The 16,410-nt window shown below is 64.9% G+C and carries 13 protein-coding genes; 8 read left to right on the forward strand and 5 right to left on the reverse strand.

Features of this window, described 5'->3' with window-relative positions; all coding sequences use genetic code 11:
* Positions 1–2,565: a valine--tRNA ligase gene (gene valS / locus WT26_RS03025; RefSeq protein WP_069269673.1), complete on the forward strand. Its 2,565-nt coding sequence runs from the start codon at positions 1–3 to the stop codon at positions 2,563–2,565.
* Positions 2,566–2,661: 96 nt separating this feature from the next.
* Here valS and WT26_RS03030 read toward each other — a convergent pair whose 3' ends face one another.
* Positions 2,662–3,132 carry a YbhB/YbcL family Raf kinase inhibitor-like protein gene (locus WT26_RS03030; RefSeq protein WP_059491216.1) on the reverse strand — a complete coding sequence of 157 codons (471 nt, stop codon included), beginning with the start codon at positions 3,130–3,132 and terminating at the stop codon, positions 2,662–2,664.
* A 65-nt stretch (positions 3,133–3,197) separates the two neighbouring features.
* On the opposite strand from WT26_RS03030, the gene WT26_RS37060 reads away from it, so the two are divergent.
* The 5 genes from WT26_RS37060 to WT26_RS35150 all read left to right on the forward strand — a co-directional run bounded on the left by WT26_RS37060 (position 3,198) and on the right by WT26_RS35150 (position 10,754).
* The gene (locus WT26_RS37060) at positions 3,198–3,497 is read left to right on the forward strand and encodes a hypothetical protein (RefSeq protein WP_155123036.1); all 300 of its coding nucleotides are present in this window, start codon (positions 3,198–3,200) and stop codon (positions 3,495–3,497) included.
* Between the two features lie 252 nt (positions 3,498–3,749).
* The gene (locus WT26_RS35145) at positions 3,750–4,115 is read left to right on the forward strand and encodes a hypothetical protein (protein ID WP_230461536.1); all 366 of its coding nucleotides are present in this window, start codon (positions 3,750–3,752) and stop codon (positions 4,113–4,115) included.
* A 76-nt stretch (positions 4,116–4,191) separates the two neighbouring features.
* Positions 4,192–4,950 (forward strand): IclR family transcriptional regulator, encoded by a 759-nt coding sequence (locus WT26_RS03035; RefSeq protein ID WP_069269674.1) that lies wholly within the window; start codon positions 4,192–4,194, stop codon positions 4,948–4,950.
* 31 nt (positions 4,951–4,981) lie between these two features.
* On the forward strand, positions 4,982–5,275 hold the full coding sequence (locus WT26_RS03040) for an H-NS histone family protein (protein ID WP_059713129.1): 294 nt from the start codon (positions 4,982–4,984) through the stop codon (positions 5,273–5,275).
* Between the two features lie 553 nt (positions 5,276–5,828).
* On the forward strand, positions 5,829–10,754 hold the full coding sequence (locus tag WT26_RS35150) for a beta strand repeat-containing protein (RefSeq protein WP_081333700.1): 4,926 nt from the start codon (positions 5,829–5,831) through the stop codon (positions 10,752–10,754).
* Positions 10,755–10,808: 54 nt separating this feature from the next.
* Here the strand turns inward: WT26_RS35150 and WT26_RS03065 are convergent, their stop codons facing one another.
* On the reverse strand, positions 10,809–11,282 hold the full coding sequence (locus tag WT26_RS03065) for a sodium:proline symporter (protein ID WP_069269678.1): 474 nt from the start codon (positions 11,280–11,282) through the stop codon (positions 10,809–10,811).
* Between the two features lie 160 nt (positions 11,283–11,442).
* Between WT26_RS03065 and WT26_RS03070 the strand changes: the two genes are divergently transcribed.
* Entirely contained in the window at positions 11,443–13,146 is a 1,704-nt protein-coding gene (locus WT26_RS03070) for a site-specific integrase (RefSeq protein WP_069272156.1), read from the forward strand.
* Between the two features lie 234 nt (positions 13,147–13,380).
* Here WT26_RS03070 and WT26_RS03075 read toward each other — a convergent pair whose 3' ends face one another.
* The 3 genes from WT26_RS03075 to WT26_RS37065 are packed head-to-tail and all read right to left on the reverse strand — an operon-like array spanning position 13,381 to position 15,753.
* Positions 13,381–13,734, reverse strand: coding sequence for a helix-hairpin-helix domain-containing protein (locus tag WT26_RS03075; RefSeq protein WP_059713119.1), 354 nt, complete (start codon positions 13,732–13,734; stop codon positions 13,381–13,383).
* 35 nt (positions 13,735–13,769) lie between these two features.
* Positions 13,770–15,578: a B12-binding domain-containing radical SAM protein gene (locus WT26_RS03080; protein WP_080407956.1), complete on the reverse strand. Its 1,809-nt coding sequence runs from the start codon at positions 15,576–15,578 to the stop codon at positions 13,770–13,772.
* A gap of 31 nt (positions 15,579–15,609) precedes the next feature.
* Positions 15,610–15,753 (reverse strand): hypothetical protein, encoded by a 144-nt coding sequence (locus WT26_RS37065; protein WP_155774625.1) that lies wholly within the window; start codon positions 15,751–15,753, stop codon positions 15,610–15,612.
* Between WT26_RS37065 and WT26_RS03085 the strand changes: the two genes are divergently transcribed.
* A complete protein-coding gene (locus WT26_RS03085; RefSeq protein ID WP_059807712.1) occupies positions 15,748–16,377 on the forward strand; it encodes a glutathione S-transferase family protein in 630 nt (209 codons plus the stop codon). The two genes, WT26_RS37065 and WT26_RS03085, sit on opposite strands and share 6 nt — an antisense overlap.
* Positions 16,378–16,410 lie beyond the last annotated feature (33 nt).

A 16,410-nucleotide genomic window follows, 5' to 3' on the forward strand; every position in this document is an offset into this window, starting at 1 on the left:
ATGTCTCAACCAACGACACAGCCCATCCACCGCTCCATCCCGGAGAAACCGCGTCTCGACGGACTCGAAGCGAAGTGGAGCACACGATGGGAAACGCAGCGCATTTATGCTTTCGACCGCGCCGCCGCGCGCGACGCGGTGTACTCGATCGACACGCCGCCGCCGACGGTCTCCGGCTCGCTGCACGTCGGGCACGTGTTCAGCTACACGCACGCGGACATCATCGCCCGCTATCAGCGCATGACGGGAAAGACGGTTTTCTATCCGATGGGCTGGGACGACAACGGCCTGCCGACAGAGCGCCGCGTGGAGAATTTTTATGGCGTCGTCTGCGATCCCCATGCGCGATACGATCCCGGCTTTCGCACGCCGGACGTCGCGCCGACGCAGCGCGCATCGTTCCGGCGGATCAGCCGGCGCAATTTCGTCGAGTTGTGTCATCGGTTGACGGCCATCGACGAAACCGCGTTTCGCGAATTGTTCGTGCGGCTCGGCATCTCGGTCGACTGGGATCTCAACTACGCGACCATCGGCGCACGCGCGCAGCGCATCAGCCAACGGGCGTTGCTCCGCAACCTGCGGCGCGGGGAGCTCTATCAGCAGGAAGCGCCTTGCCTGTGGGACGTCACGTTCCAGACCGCGGTCGCCCAGGCCGAACTCGAAGACCGCGAGATCGACGGTGCATGGCACGATCTCCGCTTCCTGGATGACGCGGGAAACGACGTCATCGTGTCCACGACGAGGCCCGAGCTGCTTGCCGCATGCGTGGCGCTCGTCGTCCATCCCGACGATGCGCGGTTTCGCGCAAGCGCAGGCAAGCGCGTGCGCTGCCCGCTGTACGACATCGACGTTCCGGTGATGACGCATGCGCTTGCCGATCCCGGCAAGGGGAAGGGCATCGCGATGATCTGCACGTTCGGCGATCTGACCGACGTGATCTGGTGGCGCGAACTCGAACTGCCGACGCGTGCGATCGTCGGCAGGGACGGCCGTTTGCGACAGGAGATGCCGGAATGGCTCCTGTCGGACGAAAGCAGAACCGCTTATGCGCGCATTGCAGGAAGGCCGCTACCCGACGCGCGCCGCGAGGTCGTCGCGCAACTCGCGTCGGCCGGCGCCCTGATAGGTGCGCCCCGGCCAACCCGTCACGCCGTCAAGTTTTTCGAAAAGGGCGATCGCCCGCTGGAAATCGTCGCAACGCGCCAGTGGTATCTGCGTAACGGCGGGCGCGATCCAGCGCTGCGCGACGCATTGCTGACACGCGGCGCCGAGCTCCATTGGCATCCGCCATTCATGGGCAGCCGGTACGCGAACTGGGTGGACGGCCTGAACGGCGACTGGCTGATCAGCCGTCAGCGGATTTTCGGCGTGCCGATTCCGCTGTGGTACCCGCTCGACGCGGCCGGGCAGCCCGATTACCGCATGCCGATCCAGCCCGACGAAACGACGCTGCCCGTCGATCCGCAAACCGACGTTCCGCCCGGCTATGGCGAGGCGCAGCGCGGCAAGCCCGGCGGCTTCATCGGCGAAAGCGACATCATGGACACCTGGGCGACCAGTTCGCTGACGCCGCAGATCGCCGCCGCATGGGGCGAGCCGGACGAATGCTGCGCGCGCGTGTTCCCGATGGACCTGCGCCCGCAGGGGCACGACATCATCCGCACATGGTTGTTCTCGACGGTCGCGCGTTCGCATCTTGAGAGCGCGTGCCTGCCGTGGACGCACGCGATGCTGTCCGGCTGGATTCTCGATCCGGACCGCAAGAAGATGTCCAAATCGAAGGGCAACGTTGTGACGCCCGCCGCATTGCTGGACACGCACGGCTCGGACGGCGTGCGCTATTGGGCGGCGCTCGGGCGCCCGGGCATGGACACGGCCTTCGACGAAACGCAGATGCGCAACGGCCGCCGTCTCGCATTGAAACTGCTGAACGTGTCGAAGCTAGCGCTCGGCTTCACGCAAGCGCCCGCCGCGCCGCTTTGCGAGGCGCTCGATCGCGCGATGCTCGCGCGTCTCGCGCAGGTCGTGACGCTGGCGACCACGGCATTCGACGCGCTCGACTACAGCAAGGCGATCGAGCATATCGAGGCGTTTTTCTGGTGGTATTGCGACGACTACGTGGAATTGGTGAAAGGCCGCGCGCGGGGAAACGATGCGCGTGCCTGCTCCGCGCACCACGCGCTGGCTGCATCCCTGTCCGTGTTGCAGCGCTTGTTCGCGCCGTTCCTGCCGTTCGCCGCGGAAGAGTGCTGGTCATGGTGGCAAACGGGATCGATCCATCGTTCGGCGTGGCCCGACGCCGCCTCGCTGCGGATGCTTGCAGGAGCGGATGCGGACAGCGCAGTGAGCGTCGTCGTTTCCGATGTGCTGCGCGAGATTCGCCGCGCAAAGTCGGAGGCGAAGGTGTCGATGAAGGCGGCCGCTTCGATCGTGACGATCGGCGATGCGGCGCAGCGCCTCGCGCTGTTGCGGCAAGCGCAAGGCTATCTGCGCGACGCCGGGCATATTGGCGAGCTCGAAATGGTCGAGTCGGAGCGGTTTCGCGTCGACGTGACGCTTGCGTGAAGCGACTCGTGCGATTGGAACGCACGGCCAAGCCTGCGCGAACCGATCGCGCGACTCTTTTCATCGCGACCGGGCATTTCTGCCTGCCATGCTCTTTTACTTCCGAAACGTACCGAGCAGTTCCGCGTGCGCAACCACATGCCCTTGCATCGCCTTCTCCAGCGCCGCCTTGGTCGGCTTGTGGAGATCGGGCAGCACCGTATCGAGCGCGTACAGCTTGTGGAAATAGCGGTGGCGGCCGATAGGCGGGCAGGGGCCGCCATACGCGACGCGCCGGAAGTCGTTGATGCCTTCGAGCGTGCCCGGCGGCAGCGCGCTGCCGGTGAGCGCTTCCTGCAGCCCGGGCGCCGTGGGCGGGATGTTGTACAGCACCCAGTGGACCCATGTCATCTGCGGCGCGGCCGGGTCCGGCGCGTCAGGGTCGTCGACGATCAGCGCGAGGCTCTTTGCGTTGGCGGGCACCCCGGACCACGCGAGCGGCGGCGACACGTCCGCACCCATGCAGGTATGGCGGCGGGGAATCTCGCCCCCTTCGCGAAAGGCCGACGAAGTCAGGGTCAAGGTCATGGCGTGCTCCTCGGCGACGCTCTGCGCCGCCAATCCGGCGGCGCAGATCAACGGGATCAACAGGAATGCTGCGCGGCAACGCATCGCAGGTGCTCCATCGGATTGCGCTGCGACGATCGTCGATTCGCGGCCGGCGAGGCGTCGCAGCATCGTTCGGGCATTTAAAAAAGCTAGTGCAGGCCGAGGCCAAATTCAACACGCGGCGCGCGATGGGGCGAACGCGATCGTCTCGTCGGACGAATTGCAAGGCGGGCGGCGGTTGCCGCTCCTTCGACGAAATGTTTTGCCTGCCGATACATGACCGGCGGAAATCCATTTTTGTGTTTCAACAGGAAAAACAAAGCGAAGAGATTTTTGACAGGTAAAACAGCTTGTCCAAATTTAACAAATTCGTGTCATTTTCATTGGTAAACAAATAAGGAGTCGAGTTAGACTGCGTCCCGCAATAATGATGTGCGGGCGATTAATCGTGTGATGATATGCGATGCCGTCCGTGTGTCGCCTAATAAAACAAGCTGCGAATTTGTGTGATGGAAGTATATGTCTCGCGCCGAAATAACATATTCGCAGGACGTCAGGGGATAACGGTATTGTCGGCATCGATTCGGGGATCGGGGATGATGGTGAGCATTCTGCGTTGGCTGCCGGAACGTTGGCGGACGCCACGGTTGTGTCTGTGGCTGCTTGCAAATTGCCCGCTTCCGATCGATCAATATCTTCCCTCCGTCGTCTGGGCGCAGCGGTGCGTGCTGCGCGGCAACACGATCATCGAGCGCTGCGCATCCAATGAAATCACACCCGGGGATGTGCAGGCGAAGAATATTTATGGATCGTCTGTCGCGTTGAGCTATTACGACTTGGTGGAAATATCGTCGATGTCGCCGCTCTGTCCGGTCGGGAATTCAAAATGGACAAGCGATCAACTGGAAAGTCTGCGCCATATCGGCATTAAACACGGCGCGGACTTGAGAGGCTCGTGCTGAGCGCATGAGTGCGGTGCGAGGCAGCCAGCCACGCAATCGAGATTAACTGCGTTGCCCAGGGTGGGGGGGACCTGTAATGAACTACGTCGTCGAAGCGGTTGACAGCGCGCTGAAGCTTTTGAACTGTGTGGCCGAGCATCCACATCTCGGCGTGACCCGGCTTGCGTTGAAGCTCGGCATCAACAAATCGCGCGCGTACCGCATGCTTTGCACGCTCGAGATCCATCGCTTCGTCGTGCAGGACGAGCGCACGTCGACTTATGCGCTTGGAACGCAGGCGTTTGTGATCGGTGTTGCCGCGTTGCGGCAGACCGCGCTCGTGCACGCCGCACAGTGCCACATGCTTGCGCTCAGCCAGGCGATCAACGAGACCGTCGTGCTGCGCGTGCGAGACGGACTCGACACGGTCTGCATCATGCGCTGCGAGACAACCCGCGAAATCCGGACGATCGGCGCCGTCGGCAATCGGCGGCCGGTCAGCCTCGGCGCGTCGGGCAAGGTGCTGCTCGCGTTCGCGCCCGGCGAGGTGCGCGACGCCTATTTCGCGAAAGTGCGAAGAACGGGGCAGGGCGATCCGTTCAGGCTTGCCGAGGAACTCGACGCGGTCGCGTGCAAAGGCTACGCGGTGAGCGTCGGCGAAGTGACGGCGGGAGTCGTCGCGATTGCGGTGCCGATTTGCGACCGGGCGGGCACGGCGATCGCGTCCCTCAGCGTGACGGGGCCGGAGGTGCGGATCAGCCGCGTCAACGTTCACGACTATCTTGCGCGGCTGCAGGCCTGCAGCAATGCGATCTCCGTCGAACTCAGCCGGGTCTCGACGCGCGCCGTGACGTAATGGGCCTCGATTCGATGAGCAGGGGAACGTGATGAAGACGTATAGCGAACTCATGATGCAATTCGATCTTCTGAAGAAAGAGATCGAAATCGCGAGGGAGCACGAGGCTCAACGCATCGCCCGGCGAGTGCTTGAACTGTTGGCCGAAAGCGGTGTGGACGTTCGGGAAATGGCGAAGTCGCCGCCCCGCGGGAGGAAAGTTTCACCGAAATACTGGAATCCGCACACGGGCGCGACGTGGTCGGGACGGGGGCGGGTGCCCAAGTGGCTGGTTGGCCAGGATCTACGTCAATTTCTGATTCCGAGCCCGGACGACGAGCAATAGCGGATGCACGCGCGTGGGCCAGGTGAGACCGGGAACCACGACGTGGATGCCGGCAATTTGGCGGCCGATACGATTCTGCGAAAACACTTCAGGAAAGACGTTTGCATTTCAATCATTCTGTTTCGCAGGGCGAGACGTTTTATTTGCCAATACGGATGATCATATTAATTGCGGGTCTTGTTTTATTGAATAAAAAATAGATGTCGTGTTTTATCTGGCGATATCAATTTATACAAATTTAACACTGATGTGGTGTCGATTCGCGTCACTTTTTTAAATCGAATATAAACTGTGTGAACCGGTTGGTGATGTGTGGCGGCCGATCAATCATTTTTCTCGCCATGGCGATTCTCGATCAGTCTATATCCAGAAAAATACGATGAGATTGATCTGACTCATTTGGCATCCGCTGCGCGGCGTTCTTCTTTCGAGGAAATCTGCGGATAGCGTGCGCCGGGTCCGTTGTTGACGTAACCGAAACATATAAATCAGAAGAAATGTCGTTTTACATTTAATTTGGACTGCGTATCGTTGCTTTGATGGGTGAATGATTATGAACAAGATATATAGAAAAGTCTGGAACAGGTCGCGGGGCCAGATTGTGGTCGTTTCCGAACGGTCATCCGGAAACTCGCCTGGCAGCGCGTCGCGGGGAACCGGCCTGGTGGCGGCCGTCGGGAGTGCGGTGTCGCTGCTTGCGACGTTGGTGCTGTCGTCCAGTGCCTATGCGGCGATAACGGTGTCGGATAACGGCGTCTCGACTAACAGTGCCGGTACCGCGCATGCGGGGGGGAGTGCCGGGGGGCTTGGCGCGACGGCATCGGCAAACTCGATCGCGATGGTGGGCGACGGGGATTGCAACAGATTGACTTCAGGGCCATTCACCGTAGCCGGCGTTTACGGTACGGGGGCGAATTTCACCGGGGGCATCTATGGCTTCGGCGTTCAGAACTCCGCAACGAGTTACGACACGCCGACGAACGCAGGTGCCGGACAAACGACCGGAATGCAAGGCTACACCGCGAACAACAGCGTGACCGGCAATGTCCAGCAGAGCGCCAACGGGATCGCAGGCACGACTGCATACGGGCTGCAGACGACGGCGATGGGCTGCGACGCGCATGCGAACGGCTGGGCGTCGCAGGCATTCGGCTGGGGCGCGAATGCGAGTGGAGCCGGGGCGGTCGCGGTTGGGGTGTATGCGACTGCGTCGGGTCAAGGCGCGGTCGCGTTCGGGATCGGCGCGGTCGCGTCGGCGATGGACACCTTCGCGGTGGGCGCGCTTGCGAAAGCCAGCGGGCAGGGCGACATTGCAATCGGCGCGCAAGCGGCGGCCAATTCGGGCATCACGTCCGGCACGTCCGAGCAATCGGCCGTGGCGTTCGGGCATGCCGCGACGGCGAGCGGCCAGAACACGGTGTCGGTCGGCAATGCGGCGGTCGCGAACGGCACCGGCTCGATCGCGATCGGCGGAGCGGCGAGCTCGGCGGCCAAGGCGGTCTCGCTGGGGTCGGGCGCGTCCGCCGGCGCGTCGTCTTCGGTCGCGATCGGCGATTCGAACGTGGTTGCTGCGTCCGCAGGCACGGGTGCGACTGCGATCGGCTACCAGTCGAGCGCCAGTAGCGGCACGGGCGCGGTCGCGATCGGCAGCCAGCAGACGGCGAGCGGCAACGGTGCGGTTGCGATCGGCGATCCCAACACGGCAACCGGGACCGGGGCGGTTGCGATCGGCGCCAACAATGTGGCGAACGGGCAGGGCGCGGTCGCGCTCGGCAATTCGAACATGGCAACCGGCACGGGCGCGATTGCGCTTGGCAATGCGTCGACCGCGGTGGCCAACGGCGGTGTGGCGCTCGGCGCCGGCGCAGTGGCGTATAACGCGAATGACGTGTCGCTGGGTTCGAGCTCCGTGACCGCGGCGCCCAATGCGACGCCGGGCGCAACGATCGGTGGAACGTCCTATACGTTCGCCGGCACTGCGCCGGCCAGCGTCGTGAGCGTCGGCGCCGCGGGAGCCGAGCGGCAGATCACGAACGTTGCCGCCGGAAGCCTGACGGCGTCGAGCACCGACGCAGTGAACGGCTCGCAGCTTTTTGCAACCGTTCAGGCGATCAATACGCTGTCGACTTCCACGTCGACCGGTTTGTCGTCGACCAATAGTTCCGTTGCATCGCTGTCCACGTCGGCTTTGACGGGCATCAGTTCGGCGAACAGTTCGATTGTGTCACTGTCGACTTCCACATCGACCGGCATCAGCACGGCGCAAAGCGGTGTCAACTCGCTGTCGACCGGTCTCTCGTCGACCAACAGTTCAGTTGCGTCGTTGTCCACGTCGGCTTCGACGGGCATCAGTTCGGCGAACAGTTCGATTGTGTCACTGTCGACTTCGACGTCGACCGGCATCAGCACGGCGCAGAGCGGTGTCAACTCGCTGTCGACCGGTCTCTCGTCGACCAACAGCGCGGTGGTGTCGCTGTCCACCTCGGCTTCGACGGGCATCAGTTCGGCGAACAGTTCGATTGCGTCATTGTCGACGGGCCTGTCATCGGCCAATAGCTCAGTTGCGTCGCTGTCGACCTCCACGTCGACGGGCATCAGCACGGCACAAAGCGGTGTCAACTCGCTGTCTACCGGCCTGTCGTCGACCAACAGTTCAGTAGCGTCGTTGTCCACCTCGGCGTCGACCGGTATCAGTTCGGCCAACAGCTCGATCACCTCGCTGTCGACTTCCACGTCGACGGGCATCGGCTCGCTGTCGACCGGCCTGTCGACGATCTCGACCACGACCAACAACCTCGGCAGCAGCACTGCTGCAGCGCTCGGCGGCGGCGCGGCGTACAACCCGGCGACGGGCGCGATTTCCGCGCCGTCGTACACGACGTACAACGCGAACGGCACGACGACGGCCAACAACAACGTCGGCTCGGCGATCGACAACATCAACGCGCACGGCATCAAGTATTTCCACGCGAACTCGACGGGCGCGGACAGCGTCGCGACGGGCGCCGACGCCGTTGCGATCGGCAAGGGCGCGACCGCCTCGACCAACGACTCGATCGCGCTCGGTGCGAACTCGGCAACGGCCGTGTCCAACCCGACCAGCAGTGCGGCGGTCGGCGCGACCACGTTCGGCGCATTCGCCGGCAGCGCGCCCGTGGGGGTCGTGAGCGTCGGCGCGCTGGGCGCGGAACGCCAGATCACCAATGTCGCCGCCGGCCAGGTAACGTCGACCAGTACCGACGCGATCAACGGCAGCCAGCTGTACGCGGTCGCGTCGAAGCTCGATTCGGCGACGACTTCGATATCGTCGCTGTCGACAGGTCTGTCGTCGACCAATAGCGCGGTTGTGTCGCTGTCGACGTCCACGTCGACGGGTATCAGCACGGCGCAAAGCGGTGTCAATTCGCTATCCACCGGTCTGTCGTCGACCAATAGTTCGGTTGCATCGTTGTCCACGTCGGCCTCGACGGGCATCAGCACGGCGCAAAGTGGCGTCAACTCGCTGTCCACCGGTCTGTCATCGACCAATAGCGCGGTTGCCTCGCTGTCGACCTCCACGTCGACCGGCATCAATTCGCTGTCCACCGGTCTGTCGTCGACCAACAGTGCGGTCGTGTCGTTGTCCACCTCGGTCTCGACGGGCATCAGCTCCGCAACCAGCTCGATCGCATCGCTGTCGACCTCAACGTCGACCGGCATCAACTCATTGTCGACAGGTCTCTCGTCGACCACCAGCTCGGTCGCATCACTGTCCACCTCGACCTCGACGGGCCTGAGCACCGCGGGCAGCAACATCTCTTCGCTGTCCACCGGATTGAGTTCGCTGTCGACCGCGGTCAACGGCGGCGGAACGAAGTACTTCCACACCAACTCGACGCAGCCTGACAGCCAGGCGCTCGGGACGAACGCGATCGCCGTCGGCCCGGCGGCCACGGCATCGGGCGCGAGCAGCATTGCCATGGGCGATAACGCGAACGCGTCGACAGGCGGCGCGGTGGCGATCGGCCGAACCGCTGTCGCGACAGGCGGGCAATCGGTGTCGATCGGCGTTGCAAACACGGCGAGCGGGGACGGCGCGGTGGCGATCGGCGATCCGAACGTCGCAACGGGCACCGGCGCGGTTGCATTGGGCGCGAACAACTCGGCGAACGGCCAGGGCGCCGTGGCGCTCGGCAACGCGAACGTTGCGACGGGAACGGGCTCGCTGGCCCTCGGCAATGCCTCCACGGCGGCAGCGGGCGGCGCGATCGCGTTGGGCGCCAATGCAATCGCAAGCAATGCCAATGACGTCGCGCTGGGCTCGGGCAGCGTTACCGCGACCGCAAGTCCGGTAGGCAGCGCCCCCATTGCCGGTCAGACGTATTCGTTCGCGGGCGGCCTGCCGACAAGCGTGGTGAGTGTCGGCGCACCGGGGGCCGAACGGCAGATCGTCAACGTTGCGGCGGGGCGGATTTCCGCGACGTCGACCGACGCCGTGAACGGGTCGCAGATGAACGCCGTCACCCAGGCGCTGGCCTCGTTGTCGACTTCGACGGCAAGTGCACTGTCGACGACGCAAAGCGGCCTGAGTTCATTGTCGACGGGGCTGAGTTCGACGAACAGCAGCGTGAGTTCCCTGTCGACCGGGCTGAGCACGACGAGCAGCAACGTCTCGTCGCTGTCGACCGGCTTGAGCACGTCGCAGAGCGGGATTGCGTCGCTTTCAACGGGATTGAGCACGACGAACGACAGTCTCGCGTCGCTGTCGACTGCGATAACCAGCGGCGGAATCCACGCCAACAGCGTGGGCGGCGTATCGGTGGGACCGGGCGCGAACGCGTCGGGCGCCAACAGCACGGCGGTGGGCGGCGCGGCGTCGGCTTCGGGAGCCAACGCGACGGCTGTCGGTCAGGCGTCGAATGCATCGGGCGATAACTCGACGGCGCTGGGGCAGGCGTCGAGTGCGTCCGGAAGCGGCTCCACGGCGGTGGGGCAGGGCGCGAGCGCGCCGGGAGACGGAGCATCGGCATTCGGCCAGGGGGCGATCGCCTCCGGTACGAACGCAACCGCGTTGGGCGCCCATTCGACGGCATCGGCGCCGAATTCGGTGGCGATCGGTGCGAACTCGGTAGCGTCCGAGCCGAACACGGTGTCATTCGGTTCGCCGGACCATGAACGCCGGCTCACGAACGTCGCACCGGGGATTGGCGGCACCGATGCGGCGAACATGAATCAGCTCAGGGGCGTGCAATCGAGTGTCGACCAGGCTGCTCGCCGGGCCTATTCGGGCGTGGCGGCCGCCACCGCATTGACGATGATCCCGGAAGTCGATCCCGGCAAGACGATCGCGGTCGGGATCGGCGCCGGCAGCTATCAAGGCTATTCGGCATCGGCAATCGGTGTGTCCGTTCGATTCTCCGACAACCTGAAGGCGAAGCTCGGCGTCGGCATGAGCGGGCAGGGCAGCACATACGGCGGAGGTGTGTCGTACCAGTGGTAGTGGGGTAACAAACGCGCCCGGCGCAGGACCGTTCGGTCCTCGTTCGGGGGGGCGTCACAAGCGCCGCCGTGTCGACCATCCGGCGAGCCGGTAGGCCGCCGCCGCCGTGATCCCGAATGCCAGATGGGCCGCCAGCGTGATCGCGCCGCGAACCGGAATAAACCACGGGAAGATCTCGGTGAAACCGTACAGGTTGATCCCGTAGAGAAGAAGCCCGAACACGGCTCCCACGAGCAGCGCCGGCCGCAGCGATAGCCGATGAATTGCCACCGCCAGCACGGCGGTGTAGGCGAGCGATAGAAACAGATGCACGAGCGTCGCCATGCCCATGACGAGCGGCTCGAAGCCGGCTGGCGGCCCGAGCACGCGTCGACCCATGACGATGGCGGCCGTGAGGCGCGCATCGCGATACAGGTTCCGAACGGCATCGTCGCCGTGGAGCCACCACAACAGCAGCTCCACCCATGTCGAGCCGACAGCGGCGCACAACGCTGCCCAGAGGATCCCGAACGAAGCGCCCGGGTTCATTTGTCGTCTGCCTTGGTGGTTGGTTGATTCGTGCCGCGCCTGCTTCGCGCTGGTGATCCATTCTGACGGATCCGGGAGTCGGCATCCGCTGCCTTGCGATCGATCCATCAAGATAATCAAAGTTATCTTGATGCCATCGCTTCCATGTCACACTGACAGGATGAACCCGCTCCCACCCCCGCCTCTGCCGACCGAATCCGCTCCCGCAGGCTATCCCGACGCCGACGAACTGGCCGCGCTGCGCGCGTGGTACGCCGGGATGACGGTCCGCGACGCGGTGGAACGCTATCTGCCAGACCGGCTGGGCGCACGACGCTCGGCGCGCGGCGTGATCGGCGCGATTCGCCGCCGCCTCGTACGCGTCGCGCAATCGGCGCGCCGGCCCGATCTCGCGCGCGTGCTGTCGCATCCCGAAGGTGAGCATTTACGGGAGGCAAAAGCAGTCGCCGAAGCGATCGAGATCCTGCGGCATGCGCGCGCGCCGTCGCCGCACATCGGCGACGCCGTCGACGACTGGCTGCCCGCCCGCGCGGTCGCCGCGCTGCGGGCGCACGGAATCGCGACGCTTGCCGATCTCACGGTGCGGATTCCGCGCCGACGCCAGTGGTGGAAAGCGATTCCCGGGCTCGGCCTCGCCAGCGCGCGCCGCATCGAGGCATTCTTTGCCGCGCATCCGGAACTGACGGCGCGCGCGCGAGCGCTCGTCGCGGTGTCGCCGCCGAGCGGCATCGTGCCGTGGGAGCAGCTGAAGCTGCCGCACGAAGTCGACGGTTCGGCCGGCACGTTCCGCGCGCCGCGTGCGACCAGCACGCTCGATGCGGACAACGATTACGCGGCCGTGCACGCGTGGCTGTCGCTGCACGAATCGGCCGCGACGCGGCGTGCGTACCGGAAGGAGGCGGAGCGGTTGATCCTGTGGGCGATCGTCGAGCGCGGCCGCGCGCTGTCGTCGCTGACGACCGAGGACGCGGTCGCGTATCGCGCGTTCGTGCGGCGCCCGAGCCCGCACGAGCGCTGGGTCGGGCCCGTGCGGCCGCGCGGTGCGCCCGACTGGCGGCCGTTCTCGGGCGCGTTGTCCGCGCGTTCGGCGGCGTACACGCTGTCGGTGCTCGGCGCGCTGTTTCGCTGGCTGATCGAGCAGCGCTACCTGCTCGCGAATCCGTTCGCGGGCGTCAAGGTGCGCGACACGCGCGGCGCGAACGCACTCGACACGTCGCATGCGTTCACCGAAGGCGAATGGCTGCTCGTGCGCACGATCGCCGACGGGCTCGAATGGTCGTACGGCTGGGAGCCGGCAGCGGCGCAACGGCTGCGCTTCATTCTCGATTTCGGCTATGCGACCGGGCTGCGCGCGAGCGAGCTGGTCGGCGCGACGCTCGGCGGCATCGAGACGGATGCGCACGGCGATTCGTGGATCAAGGTCGTCGGGAAAGGGCGCAAGGCGGCCAGGGTCGCGCTGCCGCCGCTCGCCCGCACGGCGCTCGACCGTTACCTGGTCGCACGCCGGCTGCCGGTTACGCCGGTGCGCTGGCGGCCCGATACGCCGCTGATCGCGAGCCTCGCGGAAGACGGCGCCGCCGCGATCACGAGCGTGCGCCTGTGGAAGGTGATGCAGCGTTTCTTCGCGCAGACGGCCGATCAGGTCGAGGCCGACAACCCCGCGCTCGCGCAGAAGCTGCGGCAGGCGAGCCCGCACTGGATGCGTCATACGCATGCGACGCATGCGTTGGCGCGCGGCGCGGAGCTGACGACCGTGCGCGACAACCTGCGGCATGCATCGATCTCGACGACGTCGATCTACCTGCATGGCGACGACGTGAAGCGGGCGCGCCAGCTGTCGGACGCGTTCTCGGCGGAAAAGTGACGGCGGCGCGAGCGTGGAGCAAAGCAAGGATGTCAATTCGAGGTGTCCGTCCCACGCGGCTCCTGGCGCCCGCGCTGGATCGCAAGGTCAAGCGCAATCGACGCCTGCGCGACCGCCAGGACGCGGCGCTGCGGGCGTTGGAGCACGCGATGCACATCTGATCGAGCCTTGAGCGGGGGCGTGCCGCCGGTTTGTGGCGATCGGGCGGCGAGCCCCGCCGGATGGTGGCCCGGCTCAGGCCAGCCGCCGCCCGCATACCGCGCACGGCCGGCCGGCGGGCGTGTCGCAGGCGGCAGGCGACGCGCCGCTCATGACCCGCTTGCGCGCGTCGGAGAATGCCCACCAAGGCTCGGGCGGGCCGCCCGCCATGAACTGCGTCACGGAAATGAACACGTCGATCACGCACGGATCGTGTCGTGTCGCGGTGCGCATGCACAGCTCGTCGTACAGGCAAAACGGACATCGGCCGATGAGATCGGCGGGGTGGCCGATGCCGATCAGCACGAGGTCGGCGGCGGACGCGGGGCCGATGTTGGGCAAGTCGGTCAGCTTGACGACGCGGGCTCGGTCTACCTTGGCGGGATTCATAGTGAAGTCGGTCGGGAATGAGGCGGCCGTCCGTGTCACCAGCAGGGCGTGCCGTTGCCAGTATACGTTTTGGAGATCGAGAAGTTTCGCGTGTCGGTGGTCGACGTGATCTGACTCAGGTCGGCACCCGCCCGCAGCAGCGCACGGCCGAGCCGCAACTGGCGTGTGCGGATCTCGTCGATCGCTGACCGGAAATACTGCTCGACATCCGCCACGTCGCGCCGGTGCTTTTCCGCATCCAGCCGGTCCGCCAGCACCGTGTCGAGGCTCGACGTGAAGAACGCGAAATTGAACTCGGACATCTCCTTGTGCTTCGCGTGCAGCCCCGAGCGAAACTCGCGAATCAGCTCGACGACCGATGGGTTGTGCCGGAAGCGCCGCTGGGTTCGCGAAAGGAAGGTCGACAGCACCACGTTGAACGTCTCGAATTCGAACACGGCCGACTGATCGGTGATGACGCCGCGCTCATGATAGTCGTCGTTGTTGTAGAGCGACGCGAAGTGAAGCGCCAGCTTCGCCACCGCTTCGTCCTGGTAGCGGTAGCCGTAATGGTCGAGCGATTGCCAGTAGTCCGGGTTCAGGAGGCCGTCGTGCTCCATTTTGCCGATCAACGGCGTGCCCGGATAGATTTCCAGCCGCTCGGTGAGCCGGCGCAGATTGTGGCCGTTGTTGCGTCGCAGAAATTCGGCGTTGCGACGCAACGTGTCGACGGTCGAGTAAGGGTGGAACTGGATGAATCCCATCGCGAGATAGATGCCGTGCTCGCGCAGCAGCCGGATGATCCGCTCGTTGTCCTCGACGCTCGCGCGCTTCTGCCACAGGGCGAGCTCCTCGGTGGTACCCGACTCGATCCCCACGTTGACCTTCTCCAGGCCGGACTCGAACAGCAGCTGCAGCAACTCTGAATCGTCGTCGGTCCAGTTTTCCGCACGCATGCAGACGTTGTAGTAGATGTCGAGCTTGCGATCGAGAATCCCGTTCGCGATCTCGCGGATTCGCCCTTTGCCGATGCGCCGTCCGTCCGGATCCTCGAACGTGGAATCGATAAAGTCGTAGGTGCGGAACTGATACTTGTCAACGAGATGGGTGAGCTCGTCCAGCACCGATGCGGCCGATCGGCCGCGCCAGCCCTTGCCCGGCTGGATTTTGTTGCCGGCGTGCGGCGCGCTGCAGAACGTGCAGCGCGCAATGCAACCGCGGCTCGTGCTGACGCGGATGTATTCCAGCTTGCCGCCGTGCAGCTCGAGCTGGTCGCGCGACGGGAAGGGCAGGTCGTCGAGGTTGTGCATCATCATCCGCAACGGGGTCTGCACCGGTTCGCCGTCCGCGCCGCGAAAGCAGATGCCTGGGCAGGTGTCGAGCGGCAGGTTCAGGTAAACCCGCTGCACCAGCTCGAAGATGGTCGGCTCGCCTTCTCCGACCGCGACGATGTCGGTGTGCGGGCAGTTGCGCAGCACGTCGACCCCGGCATACGTGCCGGCCGGCCCGCCGCACACGATGCGCGTGCCGGGCAGATGCGCGCGGACCTGCTCGGAGAAGCTGCCGAACGTGACGATGTTCAGGCTCATCAGCGTGAAGCACGTCATGTCCGGCGCGAACGCGGCAAGCGTCTCGAGCGCGGCTTCCTTGTCGTCGCGCACTTCCATGATGACGCAGGTGAAGCCGGCGCGGCGCAGCACTGCTGCCATGTAGGCGACACCGAGATGCTCCGGTGACATCACGAGGTCGCCCTCAAGGAATATCACGAACGCCACCTTGAAGCGGCCGGGATCGGTGACGCGCGGATCCAGCTCGAAATGATATTCACGCTCGAGCGGCGCATTTCGCATATCGATTAATTGCATGGTCAGCCTCGAAAGAACTATGCTCGTGTCGTTAAAAAAAGCGGCCGCCAAACGGAAGGCCGGGAAGGACGGCCGCGCCCATCTCGGTCGCGCGGGCGACAGGCCGCGGGCCTGTGCCGGATCGCGCCGCCGTCACGTTGTTCATTGCCGTGTTCACCTGCTCGAAGTCATGCATTCAAAACAATCCATTCGTTTGTACCGCTTCTCGTTGTCCGGCCATTCGCACAGCGTCGAATTGTTCGCCTCGCTGCTGAAGCTCCCGATCGAGACAATCGAAATCGACCTGCTGCGCGGCGAGCACCGGACGCCGGAGTTTCTCGCGCTCAATCCGCTCGGGCAGGTTCCGGTGCTCGAGGACGGTTCGCTCGTCCTGTCGGACTCCCATGCAATCCTCGTCTACCTGGCCGAGCGATACGGCGCGCGTCACTGGAGCGGCGCGGACGCGCCGCCCGGCGCCGTGCAGCGCTTCCTGTCGCTCGCGGCGGGGGAGCTCGCGTTCGGCCCCGCCGTGCTGCGTCGTCACGCGCTGTTCGGCGGGCAGCACGACCTGGTGCGCGCGCGTGCGCTGTCCGAGCGGCTGTGCGCGTTTTTCGAGCAGCATCTCGCGGGCCGCGATTTCCTGCTCGGCCCGCAGCCGTCGATCGCCGACGTGGCCTGCCATACGTACCTCGCGCACGCGCCGGTGGGCGGGTTCGCGCTGGACCCGTATCCGCGCTTGCGCGCGTGGATCGCGCGCATCGAAGCGCTCGACGGTTTCATCCCGCTGGCCGACGGCATGGCGCGCGCCGCGCACGCATGACCGCCATGACGCTACGGCCCATCCGGATTGCAT

It is taken from the genome of Burkholderia cepacia (assembly GCF_001718835.1).
Lineage (GTDB): Bacteria > Pseudomonadota > Gammaproteobacteria > Burkholderiales > Burkholderiaceae > Burkholderia > Burkholderia cepacia_F.